The 17,632-nt window shown below is 61.6% G+C and carries 20 protein-coding genes; 16 read left to right on the top strand and 4 right to left on the bottom strand.

The window, feature by feature from the left end; translation table 11 throughout:
- The first annotated feature begins 116 nt into the window (after nt 1–116).
- The gene (locus O7A60_RS16165; protein WP_027145602.1) at nt 117–584 is read left to right on the top strand and encodes a DUF1203 domain-containing protein; all 468 of its coding nucleotides are present in this window, start codon (nt 117–119) and stop codon (nt 582–584) included.
- Between the two features lie 220 nt (nt 585–804).
- Here the strand turns inward: O7A60_RS16165 and ald are convergent, their stop codons facing one another.
- Nucleotides 805–1,920 carry an alanine dehydrogenase gene (gene ald / locus O7A60_RS16160; RefSeq protein ID WP_019858003.1) on the bottom strand — a complete coding sequence of 372 codons (1,116 nt, stop codon included), beginning with the start codon at nt 1,918–1,920 and terminating at the stop codon, nt 805–807.
- A 158-nt stretch (nt 1,921–2,078) separates the two neighbouring features.
- On the opposite strand from ald, the gene O7A60_RS16155 reads away from it, so the two are divergent.
- On the top strand, nt 2,079–2,552 hold the full coding sequence (locus tag O7A60_RS16155) for an Lrp/AsnC family transcriptional regulator (RefSeq protein WP_015317948.1): 474 nt from the start codon (nt 2,079–2,081) through the stop codon (nt 2,550–2,552).
- Nucleotides 2,553–2,697: 145 nt separating this feature from the next.
- Here O7A60_RS16155 and O7A60_RS16150 read toward each other — a convergent pair whose 3' ends face one another.
- Nucleotides 2,698–3,357: a 5-formyltetrahydrofolate cyclo-ligase gene (locus O7A60_RS16150; RefSeq protein WP_337107144.1), complete on the bottom strand. Its 660-nt coding sequence runs from the start codon at nt 3,355–3,357 to the stop codon at nt 2,698–2,700.
- Nucleotides 3,358–3,521: 164 nt separating this feature from the next.
- Between O7A60_RS16150 and O7A60_RS16145 the strand changes: the two genes are divergently transcribed.
- Together O7A60_RS16145 and O7A60_RS16140 are read left to right on the top strand one after the other, a co-directional pair.
- Nucleotides 3,522–4,787 (top strand): NAD(P)/FAD-dependent oxidoreductase, encoded by a 1,266-nt coding sequence (locus O7A60_RS16145; RefSeq protein WP_337107143.1) that lies wholly within the window; start codon nt 3,522–3,524, stop codon nt 4,785–4,787.
- Between the two features lie 151 nt (nt 4,788–4,938).
- Nucleotides 4,939–6,915, top strand: a complete 1,977-nt coding sequence (locus tag O7A60_RS16140; protein WP_337107142.1) for a bifunctional 2',3'-cyclic-nucleotide 2'-phosphodiesterase/3'-nucleotidase — start codon at nt 4,939–4,941, stop codon at nt 6,913–6,915.
- Nucleotides 6,916–7,069: 154 nt separating this feature from the next.
- Here the strand turns inward: O7A60_RS16140 and O7A60_RS16135 are convergent, their stop codons facing one another.
- Complete coding sequence (locus tag O7A60_RS16135; RefSeq protein WP_337107141.1) at nt 7,070–8,326, bottom strand: cyclopropane-fatty-acyl-phospholipid synthase family protein; 1,257 nt, start codon at nt 8,324–8,326, stop codon at nt 7,070–7,072.
- A 332-nt stretch (nt 8,327–8,658) separates the two neighbouring features.
- On the opposite strand from O7A60_RS16135, the gene O7A60_RS16130 reads away from it, so the two are divergent.
- From O7A60_RS16130 to O7A60_RS16105, 6 genes are all read left to right on the top strand, one after another.
- Nucleotides 8,659–8,793 (top strand): hypothetical protein, encoded by a 135-nt coding sequence (locus tag O7A60_RS16130; RefSeq protein ID WP_263489212.1) that lies wholly within the window; start codon nt 8,659–8,661, stop codon nt 8,791–8,793.
- A gap of 134 nt (nt 8,794–8,927) precedes the next feature.
- Nucleotides 8,928–9,218 (top strand): Dabb family protein, encoded by a 291-nt coding sequence (locus O7A60_RS16125; RefSeq protein WP_027145608.1) that lies wholly within the window; start codon nt 8,928–8,930, stop codon nt 9,216–9,218.
- Between the two features lie 180 nt (nt 9,219–9,398).
- The gene (locus tag O7A60_RS16120) at nt 9,399–10,283 is read left to right on the top strand and encodes a VOC family protein (protein ID WP_337107140.1); all 885 of its coding nucleotides are present in this window, start codon (nt 9,399–9,401) and stop codon (nt 10,281–10,283) included.
- A complete protein-coding gene (gene kdsA / locus O7A60_RS16115; protein ID WP_337107139.1) occupies nt 10,280–11,122 on the top strand; it encodes a 3-deoxy-8-phosphooctulonate synthase in 843 nt (280 codons plus the stop codon). The genes O7A60_RS16120 and kdsA overlap by 4 nt, the downstream gene beginning before the upstream one ends.
- 78 nt (nt 11,123–11,200) lie before the next feature.
- The gene (locus O7A60_RS16110; RefSeq protein WP_027145611.1) at nt 11,201–11,404 is read left to right on the top strand and encodes a dodecin family protein; all 204 of its coding nucleotides are present in this window, start codon (nt 11,201–11,203) and stop codon (nt 11,402–11,404) included.
- Between the two features lie 83 nt (nt 11,405–11,487).
- Nucleotides 11,488–11,853 carry a PRC-barrel domain-containing protein gene (locus O7A60_RS16105; RefSeq protein WP_027145612.1) on the top strand — a complete coding sequence of 122 codons (366 nt, stop codon included), beginning with the start codon at nt 11,488–11,490 and terminating at the stop codon, nt 11,851–11,853.
- Between the two features lie 57 nt (nt 11,854–11,910).
- On the opposite strand, the gene O7A60_RS16100 is transcribed toward O7A60_RS16105, so the two are convergent.
- Nucleotides 11,911–12,036 carry a hypothetical protein gene (locus tag O7A60_RS16100; protein WP_084636826.1) on the bottom strand — a complete coding sequence of 42 codons (126 nt, stop codon included), beginning with the start codon at nt 12,034–12,036 and terminating at the stop codon, nt 11,911–11,913.
- 201 nt (nt 12,037–12,237) lie between these two features.
- Between O7A60_RS16100 and eno the strand changes: the two genes are divergently transcribed.
- The 6 genes from eno to O7A60_RS16070 form a co-directional block, all read left to right on the top strand.
- Complete coding sequence (gene eno, locus O7A60_RS16095; RefSeq protein ID WP_337107138.1) at nt 12,238–13,512, top strand: phosphopyruvate hydratase; 1,275 nt, start codon at nt 12,238–12,240, stop codon at nt 13,510–13,512.
- A 151-nt stretch (nt 13,513–13,663) separates the two neighbouring features.
- Nucleotides 13,664–13,987 carry an FtsB family cell division protein gene (locus O7A60_RS16090; protein WP_337107137.1) on the top strand — a complete coding sequence of 108 codons (324 nt, stop codon included), beginning with the start codon at nt 13,664–13,666 and terminating at the stop codon, nt 13,985–13,987.
- Nucleotides 13,988–14,178: 191 nt separating this feature from the next.
- Nucleotides 14,179–15,216: a pyruvate dehydrogenase (acetyl-transferring) E1 component subunit alpha gene (gene pdhA / locus O7A60_RS16085; protein WP_337107136.1), complete on the top strand. Its 1,038-nt coding sequence runs from the start codon at nt 14,179–14,181 to the stop codon at nt 15,214–15,216.
- A 14-nt stretch (nt 15,217–15,230) separates the two neighbouring features.
- Nucleotides 15,231–16,628 (top strand): pyruvate dehydrogenase complex E1 component subunit beta, encoded by a 1,398-nt coding sequence (locus O7A60_RS16080; RefSeq protein WP_337107135.1) that lies wholly within the window; start codon nt 15,231–15,233, stop codon nt 16,626–16,628.
- Nucleotides 16,629–16,640: 12 nt separating this feature from the next.
- Nucleotides 16,641–16,928 carry a hypothetical protein gene (locus O7A60_RS16075; protein WP_337107134.1) on the top strand — a complete coding sequence of 96 codons (288 nt, stop codon included), beginning with the start codon at nt 16,641–16,643 and terminating at the stop codon, nt 16,926–16,928.
- Between the two features lie 3 nt (nt 16,929–16,931).
- The coding region (locus tag O7A60_RS16070; protein WP_337107133.1) for a biotin/lipoyl-containing protein at nt 16,932–17,632 on the top strand (701 nt) is incomplete at its 3' end.

The raw sequence follows: 17,632 nt of genomic DNA, 5'->3' as shown, positions 1-17,632 counted from the left end.
AGGTCGACGGGGACCGATCCTCACATCGGATCGGTTCCCGGATGCTTGGCGGGAATCGGGTGGGAAGCCCTGTCGCGAGCGGGTAGTTTCCGGTCGATAGCACCGGAGATCTTGCCATGACCATCCAGTTCACAGCTCTGCCGACCGAAGATGTAAGGGCCCTGCAGCGCGGCGGCCCCGATGCCTATGGCCAGACGCCCGAGCGGAAAATCTCCGACGGTGATGGCATGCCTTGCCGGCATTGCCTTAGGAATATCGCCGCCGGGGATGTCTACCTAATCCTCGCCTACCGGCCATTTCCGAACCCTCAGCCCTACGCTGAAACAGGGCCGATCTTCCTGCATGCCCAGGAGTGCGAGCGTGCCGCCGGGGCAGGGCTGCCGCCGGAGATTCTCGATAGCCCGGACTATATCGTGCGCGGCTATGGCAGCGATGATCGTATCGTCTACGGTAGCGGTGGCGTCATCCCGACCCAAGCAATTGCCGCACGAGCCGAGACCTTGTTCGAGCGTGAAGACATTGCCTATGTGCATGTCCGCTCGGCGCGCAACAATTGCTACCAGTGCCGTATCGAGCGCGCATGAGATGCAACGATTGCCGATAGAAAGCTTCTGTCGCACTGCTGTCGCATGGACGCGCTAGAAAGCCGTTGTCGATCGATTGGCCGACCGCGGATGAACCGGCGGCAAATCTCGATATCGAGGAAGCGGGGCTTTGGCTCCGCTTTTTTGTTGCCTGCACCGATCGCTCAAGAAAAAAACCGCCGGTTTGAGCCGGCGGGGACTGAAGGAAGCTTCGGGTGTATTAAGCCGCCAGCACTGCCTTCGGCTCGACCAGTTCATAGCCGAGCGCTTCGGCGACCGCGCGGTTGGTGATCTTGCCCTTGTGGACGTTGAGGCCGTTGCGCAGGTGATGGTCGTCGACCAGGGCCTTCAGGCCCTTGTCGGCGAGCTGCAGGCCATAGTGCAGCGTTGCGTTATTCAGCGCATGGGCCGAAGTGACCGGCACCGCACCAGGCATGTTGGCGACGCAGTAGTGGATGACACCGTCGACCTCGTAGGTGGGTTCGGCATGGGTGGTCGCGTGCGAGGTCTCGAAGCAGCCGCCTTGGTCGATGGCGACATCGACCAGTACCGAGCCCTTTTTCATGCCGGACAGCATTTCGCGGGTGACGAGCTTCGGCGCGGCAGCGCCCGGGATGAGCACGGCGCCGACGACGATGTCGGCCGAGAAGCATTCTTCCTCGAGCGCCTCGACGGTCGAGTAACGGGTGTGGACCCGGCCGGCGAAGAGGTCGTCGAGCTGGCGCAGACGCGGGATCGAGCGGTCGATGATGGTGACATCTGCGCCAAGGCCGGCGGCCATGCGGGCCGCGTGGAGGCCAACAACGCCGCCGCCGAGCACGGTGACCTTGCCGGGCAGCACGCCGGGCACGCCGCCGAGCAGCACGCCGCGGCCGCCATTGGCCTTTTGCAGCGCCGTGGCGCCGGCCTGGATCGACAGGCGGCCAGCGACTTCCGACATCGGCGCCAGAAGCGGCAGCCCGCCACGATCGTCGGTCACGGTTTCATAGGCAATCGCGGTGACGCCCGAAGCGAGCAGGCCCTTGGTCTGTTCCGGATCCGGGGCCAAGTGGAGATAGGTGTAGAGGATCTGGCCTTCGCGCAGCTGTACCCACTCATTGGGCTGCGGCTCCTTGACCTTGACGATCATGTCCGACTTGGCGAACACGTCGGCGGCCGTCTTGGCGATGGTGGCGCCGGCGGCGCGATAGGCATTGTCATCGGCGCCGATGCCGGCACCCGCGCCGGCCTCGACCAGAACTTCATGGCCATGGGCGACATATTCGCGGACCGAGCCAGGCGTGAGGCCGACACGGTATTCGTGGTTCTTGATTTCCTTGGGGCAGCCGACGCGCATTTTTCTTCTCCTGATCAGGGCCCTTTTGGGCTCACTCCCTGTATGGAGGCAGTGAACCACGAATCGGCGCGCAGGTGTTTGCGAATGCGCTTGCAGCAGCGCGCGTCCTTCGATAATCGTTGCGAAAAATGTACCGATATTCGCAGGAATCACGAAGAATGCCGCTCGACAGGATTGATATCGCCATTCTGGAGACATTGCAGAAGGATGGCCGGATGCCGAACGCGGCCCTTGCCGAGAAGGTCGGCCTGTCGCAGTCGGCCTGTTCGCGCCGGCTCGACAATCTGGAAAAATCCGGAACCATTCGCGGTTATCACGCCCGGCTGTCCAATGCAGCCCTTGGCCACCAGATGACGGCGATCGTCCACATATCGCTCTCCGGCCAGTTCGAGAAGACGCTGTCGGACTTCGAAGCGGCGATCAAACGCTGTCCGAACGTACTGTCGTGCCACCTGATGTCGGGCGAGTACGATTATATCCTGAGGATCGCGGCGAAGGATCTCGTCGACTACGAGCGCATCCACAAGGAATGGTTGTCGGCGATGCCGCACGTAACGAAGATCAATTCGTCCTTCGCCTTGCGTGAAATCGTCGACCGAACGGCCATGGGGTTGAAGCCGGAAATGGCTTAGAGCCCGACCGAAACCTCGTTCCTATGGCCATCTGAAGGCGTTTTTCTGCGCTTCCGGTGCTCATGGACCCAAATGTCCGCTGCGCTCCGGTTCTCGAAACACCTCCATATGACTCACATGAACAAGCTTCGAAACGGGCTCTAACTTACGCCGTGGCAGCCTCCGTCACGATCCGGTCCATCGGGATGTCGTGCCACTGCGGATAGATGGTGGCGATGCGCTGCAATTCGTAGCCGACGCCGATGACCAGTGGCTTGAACGACATGGCGGCCAGCGTGCGGTCGAAGAAGCCGCCGCCATAGCCCAGCCGATAGCTTGCCGGATCAATGCCGACAATGGGCGAGATGACGATGTCCGGCAGCACCGGATCGCCTTCGGCCGGGATCGGGATGTTCCACACACCTTTCTCCAGCCGGTCGCCCGGTTTGTAGGCGCGAAAGATCAACGGCTGACCCTTTTCGACGACGATGGGCAACGCGGTGCGGCCGCCGTGCGCGTTGATCGACGCCATCCATGGCCGCAAATCCGGCTCGCCGCGAAACGGCCAGTAGAGGCTGACCATCCGGCCTGCTATGCCACCGATCACGGCGTCGAGGCCTTCCGCGATGCGTTGCGACATTGCCGTTCGCGCATCGGCCGAAACGGCAAGGCGCGCCGCGATCAGGCGTTCACGCTCTGCCTTGCGCCAGCGCCTGACGTCGGTCCAGTCGCTGAGCGGTGGCTGGAACGCTGGATCGAGCTCATGCATGAAGCAGGGCGGCGAGGCATACTGTGCCGGCCCTTGTTCGTCATGATCTTTAGCCATGCTTCACCTCATCTCGCGTTCGATGACGCTATACCTCGCGATACGATACAACATGTGCATTCACGACATGGCACGACGAGTCTCGGGCACTCTCCTGCCATTGTTGCATTGCAAAAAAATACCTGCATCTAGGCAGGCAATCTTGCCCATCAAGGGTGAATGAAATGAGCGATGCCAGACACCATGTCGTCGTCGTCGGCGCCGGGTTCGGTGGCCTTGAATTCACCCGCGCGCTGGCCCGTGTGCCAGTGCGCATCACCATGATCGACAAGCGCAACCATCATCTGTTCCAGCCGCTGCTCTATCAGGTGGCAACCACGGCGCTGGCGACCTCGGAGGTTGCCTGGCCGATCCGCCATCTCCTGCGCAAGCGCAAGGATGTGACCACGCTGCTGGCCAATGTCACGGGAGTCGACCGGGCCGGCAAACGTGTTTTGCTCGACGATGGCAGCACCGTCGCCTACGACACGCTGGTGCTCGCCACCGGCGCGCGCCACGCCTATTTCGGCCATGACGAATGGGAGCCTTTCGCACCGGGCCTGAAGACATTGGAGGACGCCACCACCATTCGGCGCCGCATTCTTCTGGCCTTCGAGCAGGCGGAGCGGGAACCCGACCCCGCCAGGCGCCAGGCGCTGCTGACCATTGCCATCGTCGGCGGCGGGCCGACCGGCGTCGAACTTGCCGGAACCATTGCCGAACTGGCGCATGACACGCTGCGCGGCGAATTCCGCAACATCGATACGCGCCAGACGCGCGTGGTGCTGATCGAGGCCGGCGACCGCATTCTGGCCAATTTCGCGCCGACGCTCTCCAACTATGCCGGGAAGGCGCTGGAACGGCTTGGTGTTGTGGTCGAGCTTGGCCGGGCCGTCACGCGCTGCGATGCCGAAGGCGTGGTTTTTGGCGACACGGTTCTGCCGGCCCGCACGATCCTGTGGGCAGCCGGCGTTGCCGCTTCGCCCGCCGCCGAATGGCTGGGAGCGAAGGCGGACCGAGCCGGCAGGGTATTGGTCGAGCCTGATCTCAGTGTGCCCGGCAGCCCGGAAATTTTTGTCATCGGCGACGCAGCACTTGTGCTGCGGCCCGACGGACGGCCGGTGCCCGGCGTGGCACCTTCCGCCAAGCAGGAGGGACGGCATGTTGCCGCGACCGTCAAGGCCAGGCTTGCCGGCGACACGAGCCCGCGGCCTTTCCATTACAAGCATGCCGGTGATCTGGCGACGATCGGCAAGCGCGCGGCCGCGATCGATTTCGGCTGGATCAAGCTGACCGGCTGGCTCGCCTGGTGGCTCTGGGGCATCGCCCATATCTATTTCCTGATCGGTTTCCGCAACCGGCTTGCGGTTTCGCTGAGCTGGCTATGGATCTACGTCACAGGCCAGCGCAGCGCCCGGCTGATCACCCAGGGCGACGACGACAAGAGCTGACTTTCTTCACCGCGCTTTTCATCCGGCCGTCATCTGTAGCTGATGGATTGGCGTGCCGATGCGCGCGACTTCTTGAGTGGACTTGAGCCGGTTTCAGCGCGAAGTTCGCTTCGGGGCAGGGCTTGTCAGGTCGTCGAAGTAAGGAGAAAACATGTCGCAACTGCTCCACCCCGTCTCTCGCCGTGGTCTCCTTGCGGGGGCCGCTGCCACAGGGGCGCTGATCATGCTTCATCCCTTCTCCGCCCGTGCGCAGGCCAACCAGGCGCATCTGAGAATCATGGAAACCACCGATATCCATGTGAACGTGCTGCCCTATGATTACTACGCCGACAAAGCCAATGACACGATGGGCCTGTCGCGCACGGCGTCCCTGATCGACGCCGTGCGCAAGGAAGCCGCCAATTCGATGCTGATCGACAATGGCGACCTCTTGCAGGGCAATCCGATGGGCGACTACATCGCCTATGAGAAGGGCCTGAAGGAGGGCGATCTCCATCCGATCATGAAAGGCATGAACCTGCTCGGCTATGAGTGTTCGACACTTGGCAACCACGAATTCAACTACGGCCTGTCCTTTCTGGACAAGGTCCTGGCCGGCGCCAATTTCCCGTTCGTCTGCGCCAATCTGATCCGGGGGACCGAGCTTGCCGCCAACCCGCGCGACGACAAGCTCTACCTCAAGCCCTACATAATCCTGGACCGGAAGATCAAGGACGGTTCAGGCGCGGAGCAACCGATCAGGATCGGCATCATCGGCTTCGTGCCGCCGCAGATCATGGTCTGGGATCTCAAGAATCTCGAAGGCAACGTCAAGACGCGCGACATCGTCGAGGCGGCGAAGGCCTGGGTGCCGCAGATGAAGGAGGAGGGGGCCGATATCGTCATCGCGCTCTCGCATTCCGGCATCGACGTCAAACAGGGTGACATGATGGAGAACGCCTCGTTCTTCGTCGCCGGCGTCGAAGGCATCGACGCGGTCTTCACCGGCCACCAGCACCTGGTCTTCCCCGGCAAGAAGGATTTCCAGGCGCTTGAGGGCGTTGACGCACAGAAGGGGACGCTGCAAGGCAAACCCGCCGTCATGGGCGGTTTCTGGGGCTCGCATATGGGCCTGATCGACCTGATGCTGGAACGCGACGGGTCGAAGTGGAAAGTGGTCTCGGCGACATCGGAGGCGCGGCCGATCTTCGAGCGTGTCGACAACAAGAACAAGCCGATCGTCCCGGACGACAAGCGCATCATTGCCGCTCTCGAGCAGGACCACGAGGCGACGCTCGCCTATGTGCGCCGCCCTGTCGGCAAGACCTCGGCTCCGCTCTATTCCTATTTCGCGCTGGTGGCCGATGATCCGTCGGTGCAAATCGTCAACCAGGCGCAAAGCTGGTATCTCAAAGATATCCTGAAGAGCACCCAGTGGAAGGACGTGCCGATGTTGTCGGCGGCGGCGCCCTTCAAGGCTGGCGGGCGCAGCGGCGCCGACTACTACACCGACGTGCCGGTGGGCGACATCGCAATCAAGAACGTCGCCGACCTCTATCTCTATCCGAACACGGTTCGCGCGGTTGAGATCACGGGTGCGCAGGTGAAGGAATGGCTGGAGATGTCGGCCGGCATCTTCAAAAAGATCCAGGCAGGGAAGGCTGACCAGCCGCTGATCGACCCTGAATTCCCCTCCTACAATTTCGATGTCATCGATGGCGTCAGCTACAGGATAGACCTGTCGCAGCCGCCGAAATACGATTCGAAGGGCGGCGTCGCCAATGCCGGTTCCAATCGCATTGTCGACCTGAAGTTCGACGGCAAGCCTATTGATCCAGCAGCGAAATTCATCGTTGCGACCAACAACTATCGTGCCGGCGGCGGTGGCAACTTTCCCGACATCAATGCCTCGAAGATCATCTACGAGGCGCCTGACACCAACCGCGACGTCATCGTGCGCTACGTCATCAGCCAAGGCACCATCAACCCGACGGCGGATGGCAACTGGTCGTTCGCGCCGTTGCCGGGAGCCAGCGTCGTCTTCGAGACAGGCGTCAAGGCAAAGGACTTCATTGCCGATGTGAAGTCGCTGAGGATCGAGCCTGCCGGCGAGGGCGAAGCTGGTGCCAGATATCGAATTCTTCTCTGATAAGGCCGTCAAAGCCGGATGCGGTCAGTCCTGGCCGCATCCCCAAGGCCTCCAGTCAGCTCTTTGGAGGGGTGGGCGGCGCGGATCGCCCTTGATCACCGGCATGACAAGATCCAGCGCATCCGAGGAAAAGCCGCTGTCAGCCTGGCCAGCCCTACGCCTTGTAGACCACCTGGCGCACGTCGATATAGCTGGTGCGGAAACCGGCCTCGCAATAATGCAGGTAGAATTCCCAGAGCTTCTTGAAACGATCGTCGAAGCCGAGCGGCACGATCTTTTCCCACGATCCCCGGAAACGCTGGCGCCATTCGGCAAGCGTGCGGGCATAGTCCTCGGGGAAAACGCGTTCGCGTAGATGGGCAAGTCCGTGCGTCGCGCCAAGCGACTTCAAGATGGACGGCGTCGGCAGCATGCCGCCCGGGAAGACGTAGCGCTGGATGAAATCCGGCCTGGCGCGGTAGGTGTCGTAGGCGGCTTCGTTGATGGTGATGATCTGCAGCCCCGCGGTGCCGTCGGGCTTCAGGCAAGCCTTCATCTTGGAGAAGAATACCGGCCAGTATTTCTCGCCGACAGCCTCGAACATCTCAATCGAGGCGATGCGATCGTAAGTGCCGGTTTCATCGCGGTAATCTTGCAGCTTGATGTCGACCTTGTCGGCAAGCCCGGCCTTGGCGATGCGCGCCTTGGCGAAATCGTGCTGCTCGCGGCTGATGGTCAATCCGGTAACCCGGCAGCCGATTTCGCGCGCCGCGAATTCGGCAAAGCCGCCCCAGCCGCAGCCGATCTCCAGCACATGATCCTTACCACTTATGCCCGTATCCCTGGCCAGCTCCCGGTATTTGGCGGCTTGGGCGCTCTCGAGATCGTTGGCGCCATTGGCATAAAGCGCCGAGGAATAAGTCATGCTCGGGTCGAGCCATTCCTTGTAGAAGGCGTTGCCGAGATCGTAATGCGCCGAGATATTGCGCTTCGACCCCGTGCGGGTGTTCTCGTTGAACCAGTGGCGGATGCGCTGGACCGTGTTGATGAGCCAGCTGGCGCCGCCCGCGACGCGTTCGCCGATCGCCGAGTTGACCACGAACAGTTCGAGGAAGCTGGTGACGTCAGGGCTTTCCCAATCGCCGTCCATATAGGATTCGGCAACGCCGATCGTGCCGCCGGAAAAGGCGCGGCCTGGCAGACGCCAGTTCTTGAGCACGAGTTCGGCGTCGGGACCCGGCGCCTTGCCGCCGACGAGAACGGCGCGGCCGTCCGGCATCCTGACCTTCAGCGATCCGCGCGGCAGGCTCATGGCCGCCGACAGCACCATGCGCGCCTTGGCCGGCAGGCCCGTGACGATCTCGGCGAAATTGAATTCATCGAGCCTGACCGCTTCGCTCGGCACTGCGCCGTGATGTTCCCCGTGTCCCATTCCATGCCCCTGGATCTCCGTGGCGTCGGCGCAATTGCCGAGCTACGGTTCCCTTGGATTATCCGCCGGGTTCGAACGCCCTTGCCTCGACCGGTAGCTTGCGGATCCGGCGACAGGCGGGCTCGAACGAAAGCGCGCCCCTTAGCCAGAGCTTCAGCGCTTCCAGTGAATGCCTGCCACAATCTTCCACGTCATGAGGGGGAACTTCAAGAGGCATGCCGAAAGCTGGACCGTGCCACGCGGCGCCCGGCATCTGACGCCTTGCGTAAGGTCGCTGCAGCCCAATCAAAAACGCCTATGGCAGCAGCAGCGCTAGTGCGATAGCTTTAGCCATGCGTTATGTAATTGTCATTGCCGCCATCGCGTTCTTCCTGATCTGGGACGGCCTCTACAATCAGGGCCGGTATCTCGACGTCACGGTCAGGGAGGTTTCCCATGCGGTGCGCTACGTCACCGGCAAGACCTAGACATCCCCTTCAAATTGGCAGCTGAGGTCCAGCACCGATCGAGGCGCGTCGCAAGGACGTGTGGCGCCATGACCGGTTGACGCGAAGGGACCGCCGTCACAAAAGACCCCGACATTCAGATCGAGGAGGCGGGATTGATCCGGCATATCGTTTTCTTCAGCGCACGGCGCAAGGAAGATGTGGAAGCAGTTCGCACCGGGCTGCTGGCGCTCGGCGATATTCCTCATTCCAGCCTTTTCGAGGTCACGTTGAACACCAAGGTCGACCCGCTGTCGGATGAAGTTGATGTTGTCGTCTACGCGGAATTCGCCGATGACGCGGCGCTGGCCGCCTACAAGGCGCACCCGCTCTATGCGCAGACCACCAGCAACGTCAAACCAATGCGCGAACTGCGCTATTCCGCTGATGTCGTGGCCGGAAGCTGATCCGGCGCTTGCTCCAGAAGGTGCCGTTCGCGGCGCCCCATGAAATAACCGGGCAGCACGTGAAGGCCGCCGGGAAGGTTGATGGCCTTCCGCCAGGCCCGCAATTCGTCCAGCGCGACGTGCCGCCGCCGGCGATCAAGGTCTTGAACCGATCTTCCGAATGATGCACATCGCGCTTCCATGACCTCATCAGGCATTCATCCGCTCGATCATCTGGTTTTGCCGACACAGAGCCTCGATGCCGCGCGCGCCCGGCTCGACGCGCTTGGCTTCGTCGTCGCTCCGACCGGCATCCATCCCTTTGGCACGGAAAACTGCTGCGTTTTCCTTGCCGACGGCACCTATCTGGAGCCGCTTGCGATTGGCAGTGAACAGGCTGCGACAGAGGCGGCTGCCGAGGGCAATGTCTTCGTTGCGCGCGACCGCCTTTATCGCGAAAGCCATGGCAACGAGGGATTTTCCGCGGTGGTTCTTGGCACGGACAATGCCGATGGCGACCATGAACGCTATGTCAAAGCCGGCCTGTCGGCGGGAGACACGCTGAGCTTCTCGCGAACCTTCACCGACGCGGCGGGCAAAAGCGATACGGCCTCGTTCAAGCTCGCCTTTGCTGCGGCTCACGGCCAAACGGACGCATTTCTTTTTACCTGCCAGCGCATCAATGCGCCGAAAGTGGACCGCGCAGCATTGCAGGCTCACCCCAACGGCGTCGACGGAATTGTCGAGGTGATTGCAATCAGCGGCGGCGCCCCAGCCGAGCAGCACCGGCTGATTTCAGTGGCGGTCAACGACCCGTCCGCCGATATGCAAGGCGGCGCTTTTCATCTGCCGAACGCGATCTTGACCGTCCTGGACGCCGCCTCTTTCACGGCGCGCTTTGGAATGCCGGCCGGGGCGCCATCAGAATTGCGCTTCGCCGCCGTGGTTTTTTCGATCCGCGACATTGACGCCGCCGCAAGCCTGCTTGCGGCCAATGCCATCGAACACGATATGTCGGGCAATGACATCATCGTGCGGCCGGCACCCGGGCAGGGCGCGGCTTTCATCTTTCGGGAGATCCAATGAGCAACCCCCTGGCGCCCAATTCGTCGGTAACCGTCGGCAATGTCGTCTTCGACAATGCGGGGCCCCTGGCGCTGATCGCCGGCCCGTGCCAGTTCGAATCGCGCCAGCATGCCTTCGATATGGGCGGTGCGCTGAAGGAACTGACCGGCAGGCTCGGCATCGGCCTCGTCTACAAGACGAGCTATGACAAGGCCAACCGAACCTCGCTGTCGGCAACGCGTGGTGCCGGCATGGACGCCGCGCTTCCCGTCTTCGACGAATTGCGCAAGGAATTCTCGCTTCCCGTGCTGACCGATGTCCACACCGAGGAGCAGTGCGCGATTGTTGCTCCGCATGTCGATGTGCTGCAGATACCGGCTTTCCTGTCGCGCCAGACCGATATGCTGGTCGCCGCCGCAAGGACGGGCAAGGTCATCAATGTCAAGAAGGGGCAATTCCTCGCGCCTTGGGACATGAAGAACGTGGTCGCCAAGATCACCGGTTCCGGCAATGCCAATGTGCTGACCACCGAGCGTGGCGCTTCTTTCGGCTACAACACCCTGGTGTCGGATATGCGCGCTCTGCCTGTCATGGCCGAGATCGGCGCCCCGGTGATCTTCGACGCCACCCATTCGGTGCAGCAGCCGGGCGGGCAGGGCGGGTCGTCTGGCGGGGAGCGCCGCTTTGTCGAGACGCTGGCCCGCGCGGCCGTTGCCGTCGGCGTTGCGGGCGTCTTTATCGAGACCCATCAGGACCCCGACAATTCGACCTCTTCCGATGGTCCCAACATGGTGCCGCTGAAAGACATGCCGGCACTGCTGGAAAGGCTGATGGCCTTCGACAGGATCGCAAAGGGCTGAAAAGCCACCGCCTTGTAGCGAACAAGCCCCGGTTATACGCTTTGTCCTGCAAATGAGCGTTTTGGCAGGAGGAAGCCAATATCTGTCGCCCGCGTCACCGAAATCACCTCGTCGTCCAGCAAGAGCTTTCAGGACGCCATCGAGCAGGGAATTGCGCGCGCCTCGAAGACCCTGAAGAACGTCGAGGGCGCCTGGATCCAGGACCAGAAGATCGTTGTCGAGGACGGCAAGATCACGGCCTATCGCGTCAACATGAAGGTGACTTTCATCCTCGCTGAGTGATCAGGCAGCCATCAAAAAGTCGGGAACTTTCGCCCGCGCCCCTCATTGTCAGGCAGAGATCAACGACAACGAGGAGTACGATAATGACAACCCAGACAGGCCACACCGAAGCCATTGCCGCTTCGCGAGTCATCGGCACTACCGTCTACAACACCCAAGGCGACAGCATCGGCAGCATCGAGGATGTCATGCTCGACAAGACGTCGAATGGCATCATGTTCGCGGTGATCGGTTTCGGTGGCTTTCTCGGCATTAGCGAGAAGTACCACGCCATTCCTTGGGCAAGCCTCGACTATGATGAGGCAAGAGGCGGCTATGTCGTACCCTTCACCAAGGAACAGCTGAAGGCAGCGCCTGCCCATTCGATCAACGAACTGGCCGGCGCGGATGGCGAGAGCGCGCGCGACGAGTCCTATCAGTATTACAAAGTCAGGCCCTATTGGCATTGAAGCCACAATCGAAAAAGGGGGTCGTTTCGACGGCCCCCTTTTCGATTCAAGGCAACGCTACTCGCTGATGTGCGAAGCCGCCAAAGGCGCAAAGGCTTTTGGCGGTGACTGCTGATTGTCGCATGACGTCAGGAACGCCGCGGCGATCAGGAACAGACTGACGATACCGCTCAACTCAGACATGGCGAAACTCCTCCTGTTTCGCCCCGCGCGACAACATCCATAACCTGGAATGCGCGTGTGGTGGCATGACTTATGATGACAGAAACTTGCGCTTCGTGAATCGAGCGAACGGCAATATTCGGCCAGGGCCCGATTGCCTTTTGCGTCGCTTTGGCTAAGACGGGCGCGACCCCTTTCTCCAGATTAATCGAGGACATCGCAATGACCGCCATCATCGATATTGTCGGGCGTGAAATCCTGGACAGCCGTGGAAATCCGACCGTCGAGGTCGATGTCGTTCTCGAAGACGGTTCGATGGGCCGCGCCGCTGTGCCGTCGGGCGCCTCGACCGGCGCCCACGAAGCCGTCGAACTTCGCGACGGCGGCGCCCGCTATCTCGGCAAGGGCGTGCTGAAGGCCGTCGAGGCGGTCAACGGCGAACTGTTCGAGGCGATCGGCGGCATGGAAGCCGAAAACCAGATCCATATCGATCAGACGATGATCGAGCTTGACGGCACGCCCAACAAGAGCCGGCTCGGCGCCAACGCCATTCTGGGCGTTTCGCTGGCCGTCGCGAAAGCCGCGGCCGATGCCGCCGGCCTGCCGCTCTATCGCTATGTCGGCGGCACCAAGGCGCATGTCCTGCCGGTGCCGATGATGAACATCATCAATGGCGGCGCGCATGCCGACAATCCGATCGACTTCCAGGAATTCATGATCCTGCCAGTCGGCGCGCCGACGCTGCGCGAAGGCGTGCGCTGGGGTTCGGAAATCTTCCACACACTGCGCAAGAAGCTGAAAGATGCCGGCCACAACACCAATGTCGGTGACGAGGGCGGCTTCGCGCCGAACCTGAAGAGCGCGCCGGTGGCGCTCGACTTCATCATGGAATCGATCGAGAAGGCCGGATTCAAGCCGGGCGAAGAGATCGCGCTCGGCCTCGATTGCGCCGCGACCGAGTTCTTCAAGGACGGCAACTATGTCTATGAGGGCGAGAAGAAGACGCGCGACCCCAAGGCGCAGGCCAAGTACCTCGCCAAGCTCGCCGCCGATTACCCGATCATCTCGATCGAGGACGGCCTCGCCGAGGATGACTGGGAAGGCTGGAAATACCTGACCGACCTGATCGGCAAGAAGACGCAGCTTGTCGGCGACGATCTCTTCGTCACCAACACGGCGCGCCTGCGCGATGGCATCCGCATGGGTGTCGCCAACTCGATACTGGTCAAGGTCAACCAGATCGGCTCGCTGACCGAGACACTCGACGCGGTCGAGACCGCGCACAAGGCAGCCTACACGGCCGTCATGTCGCACCGTTCGGGCGAGACCGAGGATTCGACCATCGCCGATCTTGCCGTCGCCACCAATTGCGGACAGATCAAGACTGGCTCGCTGTCGCGCTCCGACCGCATGGCCAAATACAACCAGTTGATCCGCATCGAGGAAGAACTCGGCAAGCAGGCGCGTTACGCCGGCAAGTCGGTGATCAAGAGCTGATCCGGCCGCACATTGTCGATATGGAGAGGGCGGGACATCCCGCCCTTTTTCATTTCAGGCCGACCGGGCGGCCTCCCGTAACCGTCCGTTAAGCACAATCAGGCGAAAAAGGTTTCGAGCCGTCTGAGTTCGCGGCCACGGGGAATCGGTCATGTGGACGCGTCAGCACAAGCAGAGAAACACCGGCCGGCTGATCATTCCTTCGCTCTGCGTGGCGTTCCTGGCCTATTTCGGCTTTCATGCCTATCATGGTGAATTCGGCATCAATTCCAAATACAAGCTGGAGGCCGAGACGGTCGCGCTGCAGGGTCAGCTCGTTACGATCAAGGCGCGCAGGACGGAGCTCGAACGGCGTGTCAAGCTCATGCATGATGGCACGCTGGAGAAGGACATGCTCGACGAGCAGGCGCGCAAAGCGCTCAATCTATCCCAACCTGATGAGATCACCATCATGCTGCCGGTTTCGGCGAAGTAACCAATTTTCGGTTAATCAGCAATATCTTCAATGATTTTAACCGCTTAGGCGCATGCCAGCTATGCAATTTCGACATGGCGGAACGCCTTTCTACGTGTTAGCCTCCCATAAATCGAAGGGGAGGGCGATCTCCCCGGAGCAGGTTGACCTTGCTCCAGTGTCCGCAAAGAGACGCCAACAGGGAGTGATGCATGGCCAACGCAGCCAGAAAAGCGCCTGCCAAATCGAAATCCGACGGCAAATCCGGTCTGTCGGTACCCAAGCCTGCTGACTTCACCAAGGACGAAGAGCTTGCCGCCTACCGGCACATGCTGCTCATTCGCCGCTTCGAGGAAAAGGCCGGCCAGCTCTACGGCATGGGCTTCATTGGCGGCTTCTGCCATCTCTATATCGGCCAGGAAGCCGTGGTCACCGGCATGAAGATGGCGCTGATCGACGGCGACCAGATGATCACAGCCTATCGCGACCACGGCCACATGCTGGCGATGGAGCTGTCGCCGCGGGGCGTGATGGCCGAGCTGACCGGACGCCGCGGCGGCCTGTCCAGGGGCAAGGGCGGCTCCATGCACATGTTCTCCAAGGAAAAGCATTTCTATGGCGGTCACGGCATTGTCGGCGCGCAGGTGTCGCTCGGCACCGGCCTGGCGTTCGCCAACCGCTACCGCGACAACAACAATGTCTCGCTGACCTATTTCGGCGACGGCGCCGCCAACCAAGGTCAGGTCTATGAGAGCTTCAACATGGCCTCGCTGTGGAAGTTGCCGGTGATCTACATCATCGAGAACAACCGCTACGCCATGGGCACCTCGGTTTCGCGCTCGTCGGCGGAAACCAATTTTTCGCATCGCGGCGCGTCGTTCAAGATTCCGGGCATCCAGGTCGACGGCATGGATGTGCGTGCGGTGAAGGCGGCCGGCGATTTGGCTACCGAGTGGTGCCGTGCCGGCAACGGACCCATCATTCTCGAAATGCAGACCTACCGCTATCGCGGTCACTCGATGTCCGACCCGGCCAAATACCGCTCCAAGGAAGAAGTCCAGAAGATGCGCTCCGACCATGATCCGATCGAGCAGGTCAAGGCGCGCCTGATCGAGAAGAAATGGGCAACCGAGGATGAACTCAAGACCGTCGACAAGGAGGTTCGCGACATCGTCGCCGACGCCGCCGAATTTGCCCAGCACGACGCCGAGCCGGATCCGTCCGAGCTCTGGACCGATATCGTATTGTAAGGGAGGGCCAGGACATGCCGATCGAAATTCTCATGCCCGCGCTCTCGCCGACCATGGAAGAGGGCAATCTTTCCAAATGGTTGAAGAACGAAGGCGACAAGGTCGTCGCCGGTGACGTGCTCGCCGAAATCGAAACCGACAAGGCGACGATGGAAGTCGAAGCCGTCGATGAAGGCACGTTGGGCAAGATCCTGATCGCCGCCGGCACCGAAGGCGTCAAGGTCAACACGCCGATCGCCGTTCTGCTGCAGGACGGCGAGAGCGCGGCCGATGTCGGCAAGTCCGCGGCTTCCGCCAAGGCGGAAGCACCGGCAATGGCGGAAGCGCCGGCCGAGGACAAGGCGGAGGTGGCAAAGCCAGCCGCCGCACCTGTCGCGGCCGCACCGAAAACGGAAATCGCCGCCGATCCGGATATTCCTGCCGGCACCGAGATGGTGTCGACCACGGTGCGCGAGGCGTTGCGCGATGCCATGGCCGAGGAAATGCGCCGCGACGGCGATGTCTTCGTGATGGGCGAGGAAGTCGCGGAATACCAGGGCGCTTACAAGATCACGCAAGGCCTGTTGCAGGAATTCGGTCCGCGTCGCGTCGTCGACACGCCGATCACCGAACATGGTTTTGCCGGCGTTGGCGTCGGTGCGGCGATGGCGGGCCTGAAGCCGATCGTCGAGTTCATGACCTTCAACTTCGCCATGCAGGCGATCGACCAGATCATCAATTCGGCCGCCAAGACGCTCTATATGTCGGGCGGCCAGATGGGCGCTCCAATCGTGTTCCGTGGGCCGAACGGCGCCGCCGCCCGTGTCGCAGCACAGCACTCGCAGTGCTATGCCGCCTGGTACAGCCACATTCCGGGCTTGAAGGTCGTGATGCCATATACGGCGGCCGACGCCAAGGGCTTGCTCAAGGCGGCGATCCGCGATCCGAACCCGATTATCTTCCTGGAGAACGAGATCCTCTACGGCCAGTCTTTCGACGTGCCGAAGCTGGATGACTTCGTGCTGCCGATCGGCAAGGCGCGCATCCACAAGGCAGGCAAGGATGTTACCATCGTCTCCTTCGGCATCGGCATGACCTATGCGGTCAAGGCTGAAGCCGAGCTGCGCGGCATGGGCATCGATGCCGAGATCATCGACCTCAGGACCATCCGTCCGCTCGATTTCGACACCATCATCGCCTCGGTCAAGAAGACCAACCGGCTGGTCGTGGTCGAAGAAGGCTACCCGCAGAATTCGGTCGGCGACCATATCGCCAACCAGGTCTCGCAACGCGCCTTCGATTTCCTCGACGCGCCGGTCATCACCATTGCCGGCAAGGACGTGCCGATGCCCTATGCGGCCAACCTCGAAAAGCTGGCATTGCCGAATGTCGGAGAGGTCATCGAGGCGGTTAAGGCAGTCACATATCGCTAGGGAGCAATGCGGATGCTGTCTTTCTGGACGTTGGCAGCCATCATTGGTCCCACTGTCGTGGTCGCATTTTTCGTGCGATCGATGACCGGGAAGTTCGATGCGGTTTTGTTGATGCTCAGCGGCGCCGCGTCGCTGGTTCTTGCCATTGTGGCAACTGCTTCCGCAAAGGTCGACCAGACCGGCAGCATGATGGTGCTCGAGATGGGCAAGGGCAGCTACCATTTCGGTGTCTTGCCACCCGTGTTCATTGTCGCCACGCTGACCGTCATGCGCGGCCTTTTCAAATTCATCCAGGAGTGAGCGATGCCTATCAACATCACCATGCCGGCCCTGTCGCCCACGATGGAAGAAGGCAATCTGTCAAAATGGCTGGTCAAGGAAGGCGACAAGGTTTCGCCGGGCGATGTCATCGCCGAGATCGAGACCGACAAGGCGACGATGGAGGTCGAAGCCGTCGATGAGGGTACGGTTGCCAAGCTCGTCGTGCCGGCCGGAACCGAAGGCGTCAAGGTTAACGCGCTGATCGCCGTGCTTGCCGCCGAAGGCGAGGATGCGGGCGCTGCCAAAAGTGGTGGCGATGCCGCACCGGCGAAGGCCGAAGCGCCGAAGGCTGAAGCCGCCAAGGCTGAAGCGCCGCAGCCCGAGGCATCAAAGGCCGAGACACCAAAGACCGGGGCGTCGAAGCCCGAGCCTGCCGCGGCAGTTCCAGCCACTGCCAATGGTCATGCGGCTGGCGACCGCACCTTTGCATCGCCGCTCGCACGCCGCATCGCCAAGGAGGCGGGGGTCGACGTGTCGACCGTGACCGGCACCGGCCCGCATGGCCGGGTGGTGAAAGCAGACGTGGATGCCGCGATCGCCGGCGGTGGTGCCAAGGCAGCGGCCGCCGCCAAGGCTCCGGCTGGCGCACCAGCCGCCGCGCCGGCGGTGAAACCAATGTCGGACGACCAGGTGCTGAAGCTGTTCGAGGAAGGCTCCTACGAACTCATTCCGCATGACAACAT

The organism is Mesorhizobium salmacidum (SeqCode), from assembly GCF_037179605.1.
GTDB classification, from domain to species: domain Bacteria; phylum Pseudomonadota; class Alphaproteobacteria; order Rhizobiales; family Rhizobiaceae; genus Mesorhizobium; species Mesorhizobium salmacidum.
Note: the sequence above shows the minus strand (reverse complement) of the source record. Positions and strands in the feature narration are given on the sequence as shown.

Coding starts and splice junctions, on each gene's coding strand:
- O7A60_RS16165 (WP_027145602.1), top strand. CDS start 117: ATGACCATCCAGTTCACAGCTCTGCCGACCGAAGATGTAAGGGCCCTG.
- ald (WP_019858003.1), bottom strand. CDS start 1,920: ATGCGCGTCGGCTGCCCCAAGGAAATCAAGAACCACGAATACCGTGTC.
- O7A60_RS16155 (WP_015317948.1), top strand. CDS start 2,079: ATGCCGCTCGACAGGATTGATATCGCCATTCTGGAGACATTGCAGAAG.
- O7A60_RS16150 (WP_337107144.1), bottom strand. CDS start 3,357: ATGGCTAAAGATCATGACGAACAAGGGCCGGCACAGTATGCCTCGCCG.
- O7A60_RS16145 (WP_337107143.1), top strand. CDS start 3,522: ATGAGCGATGCCAGACACCATGTCGTCGTCGTCGGCGCCGGGTTCGGT.
- O7A60_RS16140 (WP_337107142.1), top strand. CDS start 4,939: ATGTCGCAACTGCTCCACCCCGTCTCTCGCCGTGGTCTCCTTGCGGGG.
- O7A60_RS16135 (WP_337107141.1), bottom strand. CDS start 8,326: ATGGGACACGGGGAACATCACGGCGCAGTGCCGAGCGAAGCGGTCAGG.
- O7A60_RS16130 (WP_263489212.1), top strand. CDS start 8,659: ATGCGTTATGTAATTGTCATTGCCGCCATCGCGTTCTTCCTGATCTGG.
- O7A60_RS16120 (WP_337107140.1), top strand. CDS start 9,399: ATGACCTCATCAGGCATTCATCCGCTCGATCATCTGGTTTTGCCGACA.
- kdsA (WP_337107139.1), top strand. CDS start 10,280: ATGAGCAACCCCCTGGCGCCCAATTCGTCGGTAACCGTCGGCAATGTC.
- O7A60_RS16105 (WP_027145612.1), top strand. CDS start 11,488: ATGACAACCCAGACAGGCCACACCGAAGCCATTGCCGCTTCGCGAGTC.
- O7A60_RS16100 (WP_084636826.1), bottom strand. CDS start 12,036: ATGTCTGAGTTGAGCGGTATCGTCAGTCTGTTCCTGATCGCCGCGGCG.
- eno (WP_337107138.1), top strand. CDS start 12,238: ATGACCGCCATCATCGATATTGTCGGGCGTGAAATCCTGGACAGCCGT.
- O7A60_RS16090 (WP_337107137.1), top strand. CDS start 13,664: ATGTGGACGCGTCAGCACAAGCAGAGAAACACCGGCCGGCTGATCATT.
- pdhA (WP_337107136.1), top strand. CDS start 14,179: ATGGCCAACGCAGCCAGAAAAGCGCCTGCCAAATCGAAATCCGACGGC.
- O7A60_RS16080 (WP_337107135.1), top strand. CDS start 15,231: ATGCCGATCGAAATTCTCATGCCCGCGCTCTCGCCGACCATGGAAGAG.
- O7A60_RS16075 (WP_337107134.1), top strand. CDS start 16,641: ATGCTGTCTTTCTGGACGTTGGCAGCCATCATTGGTCCCACTGTCGTG.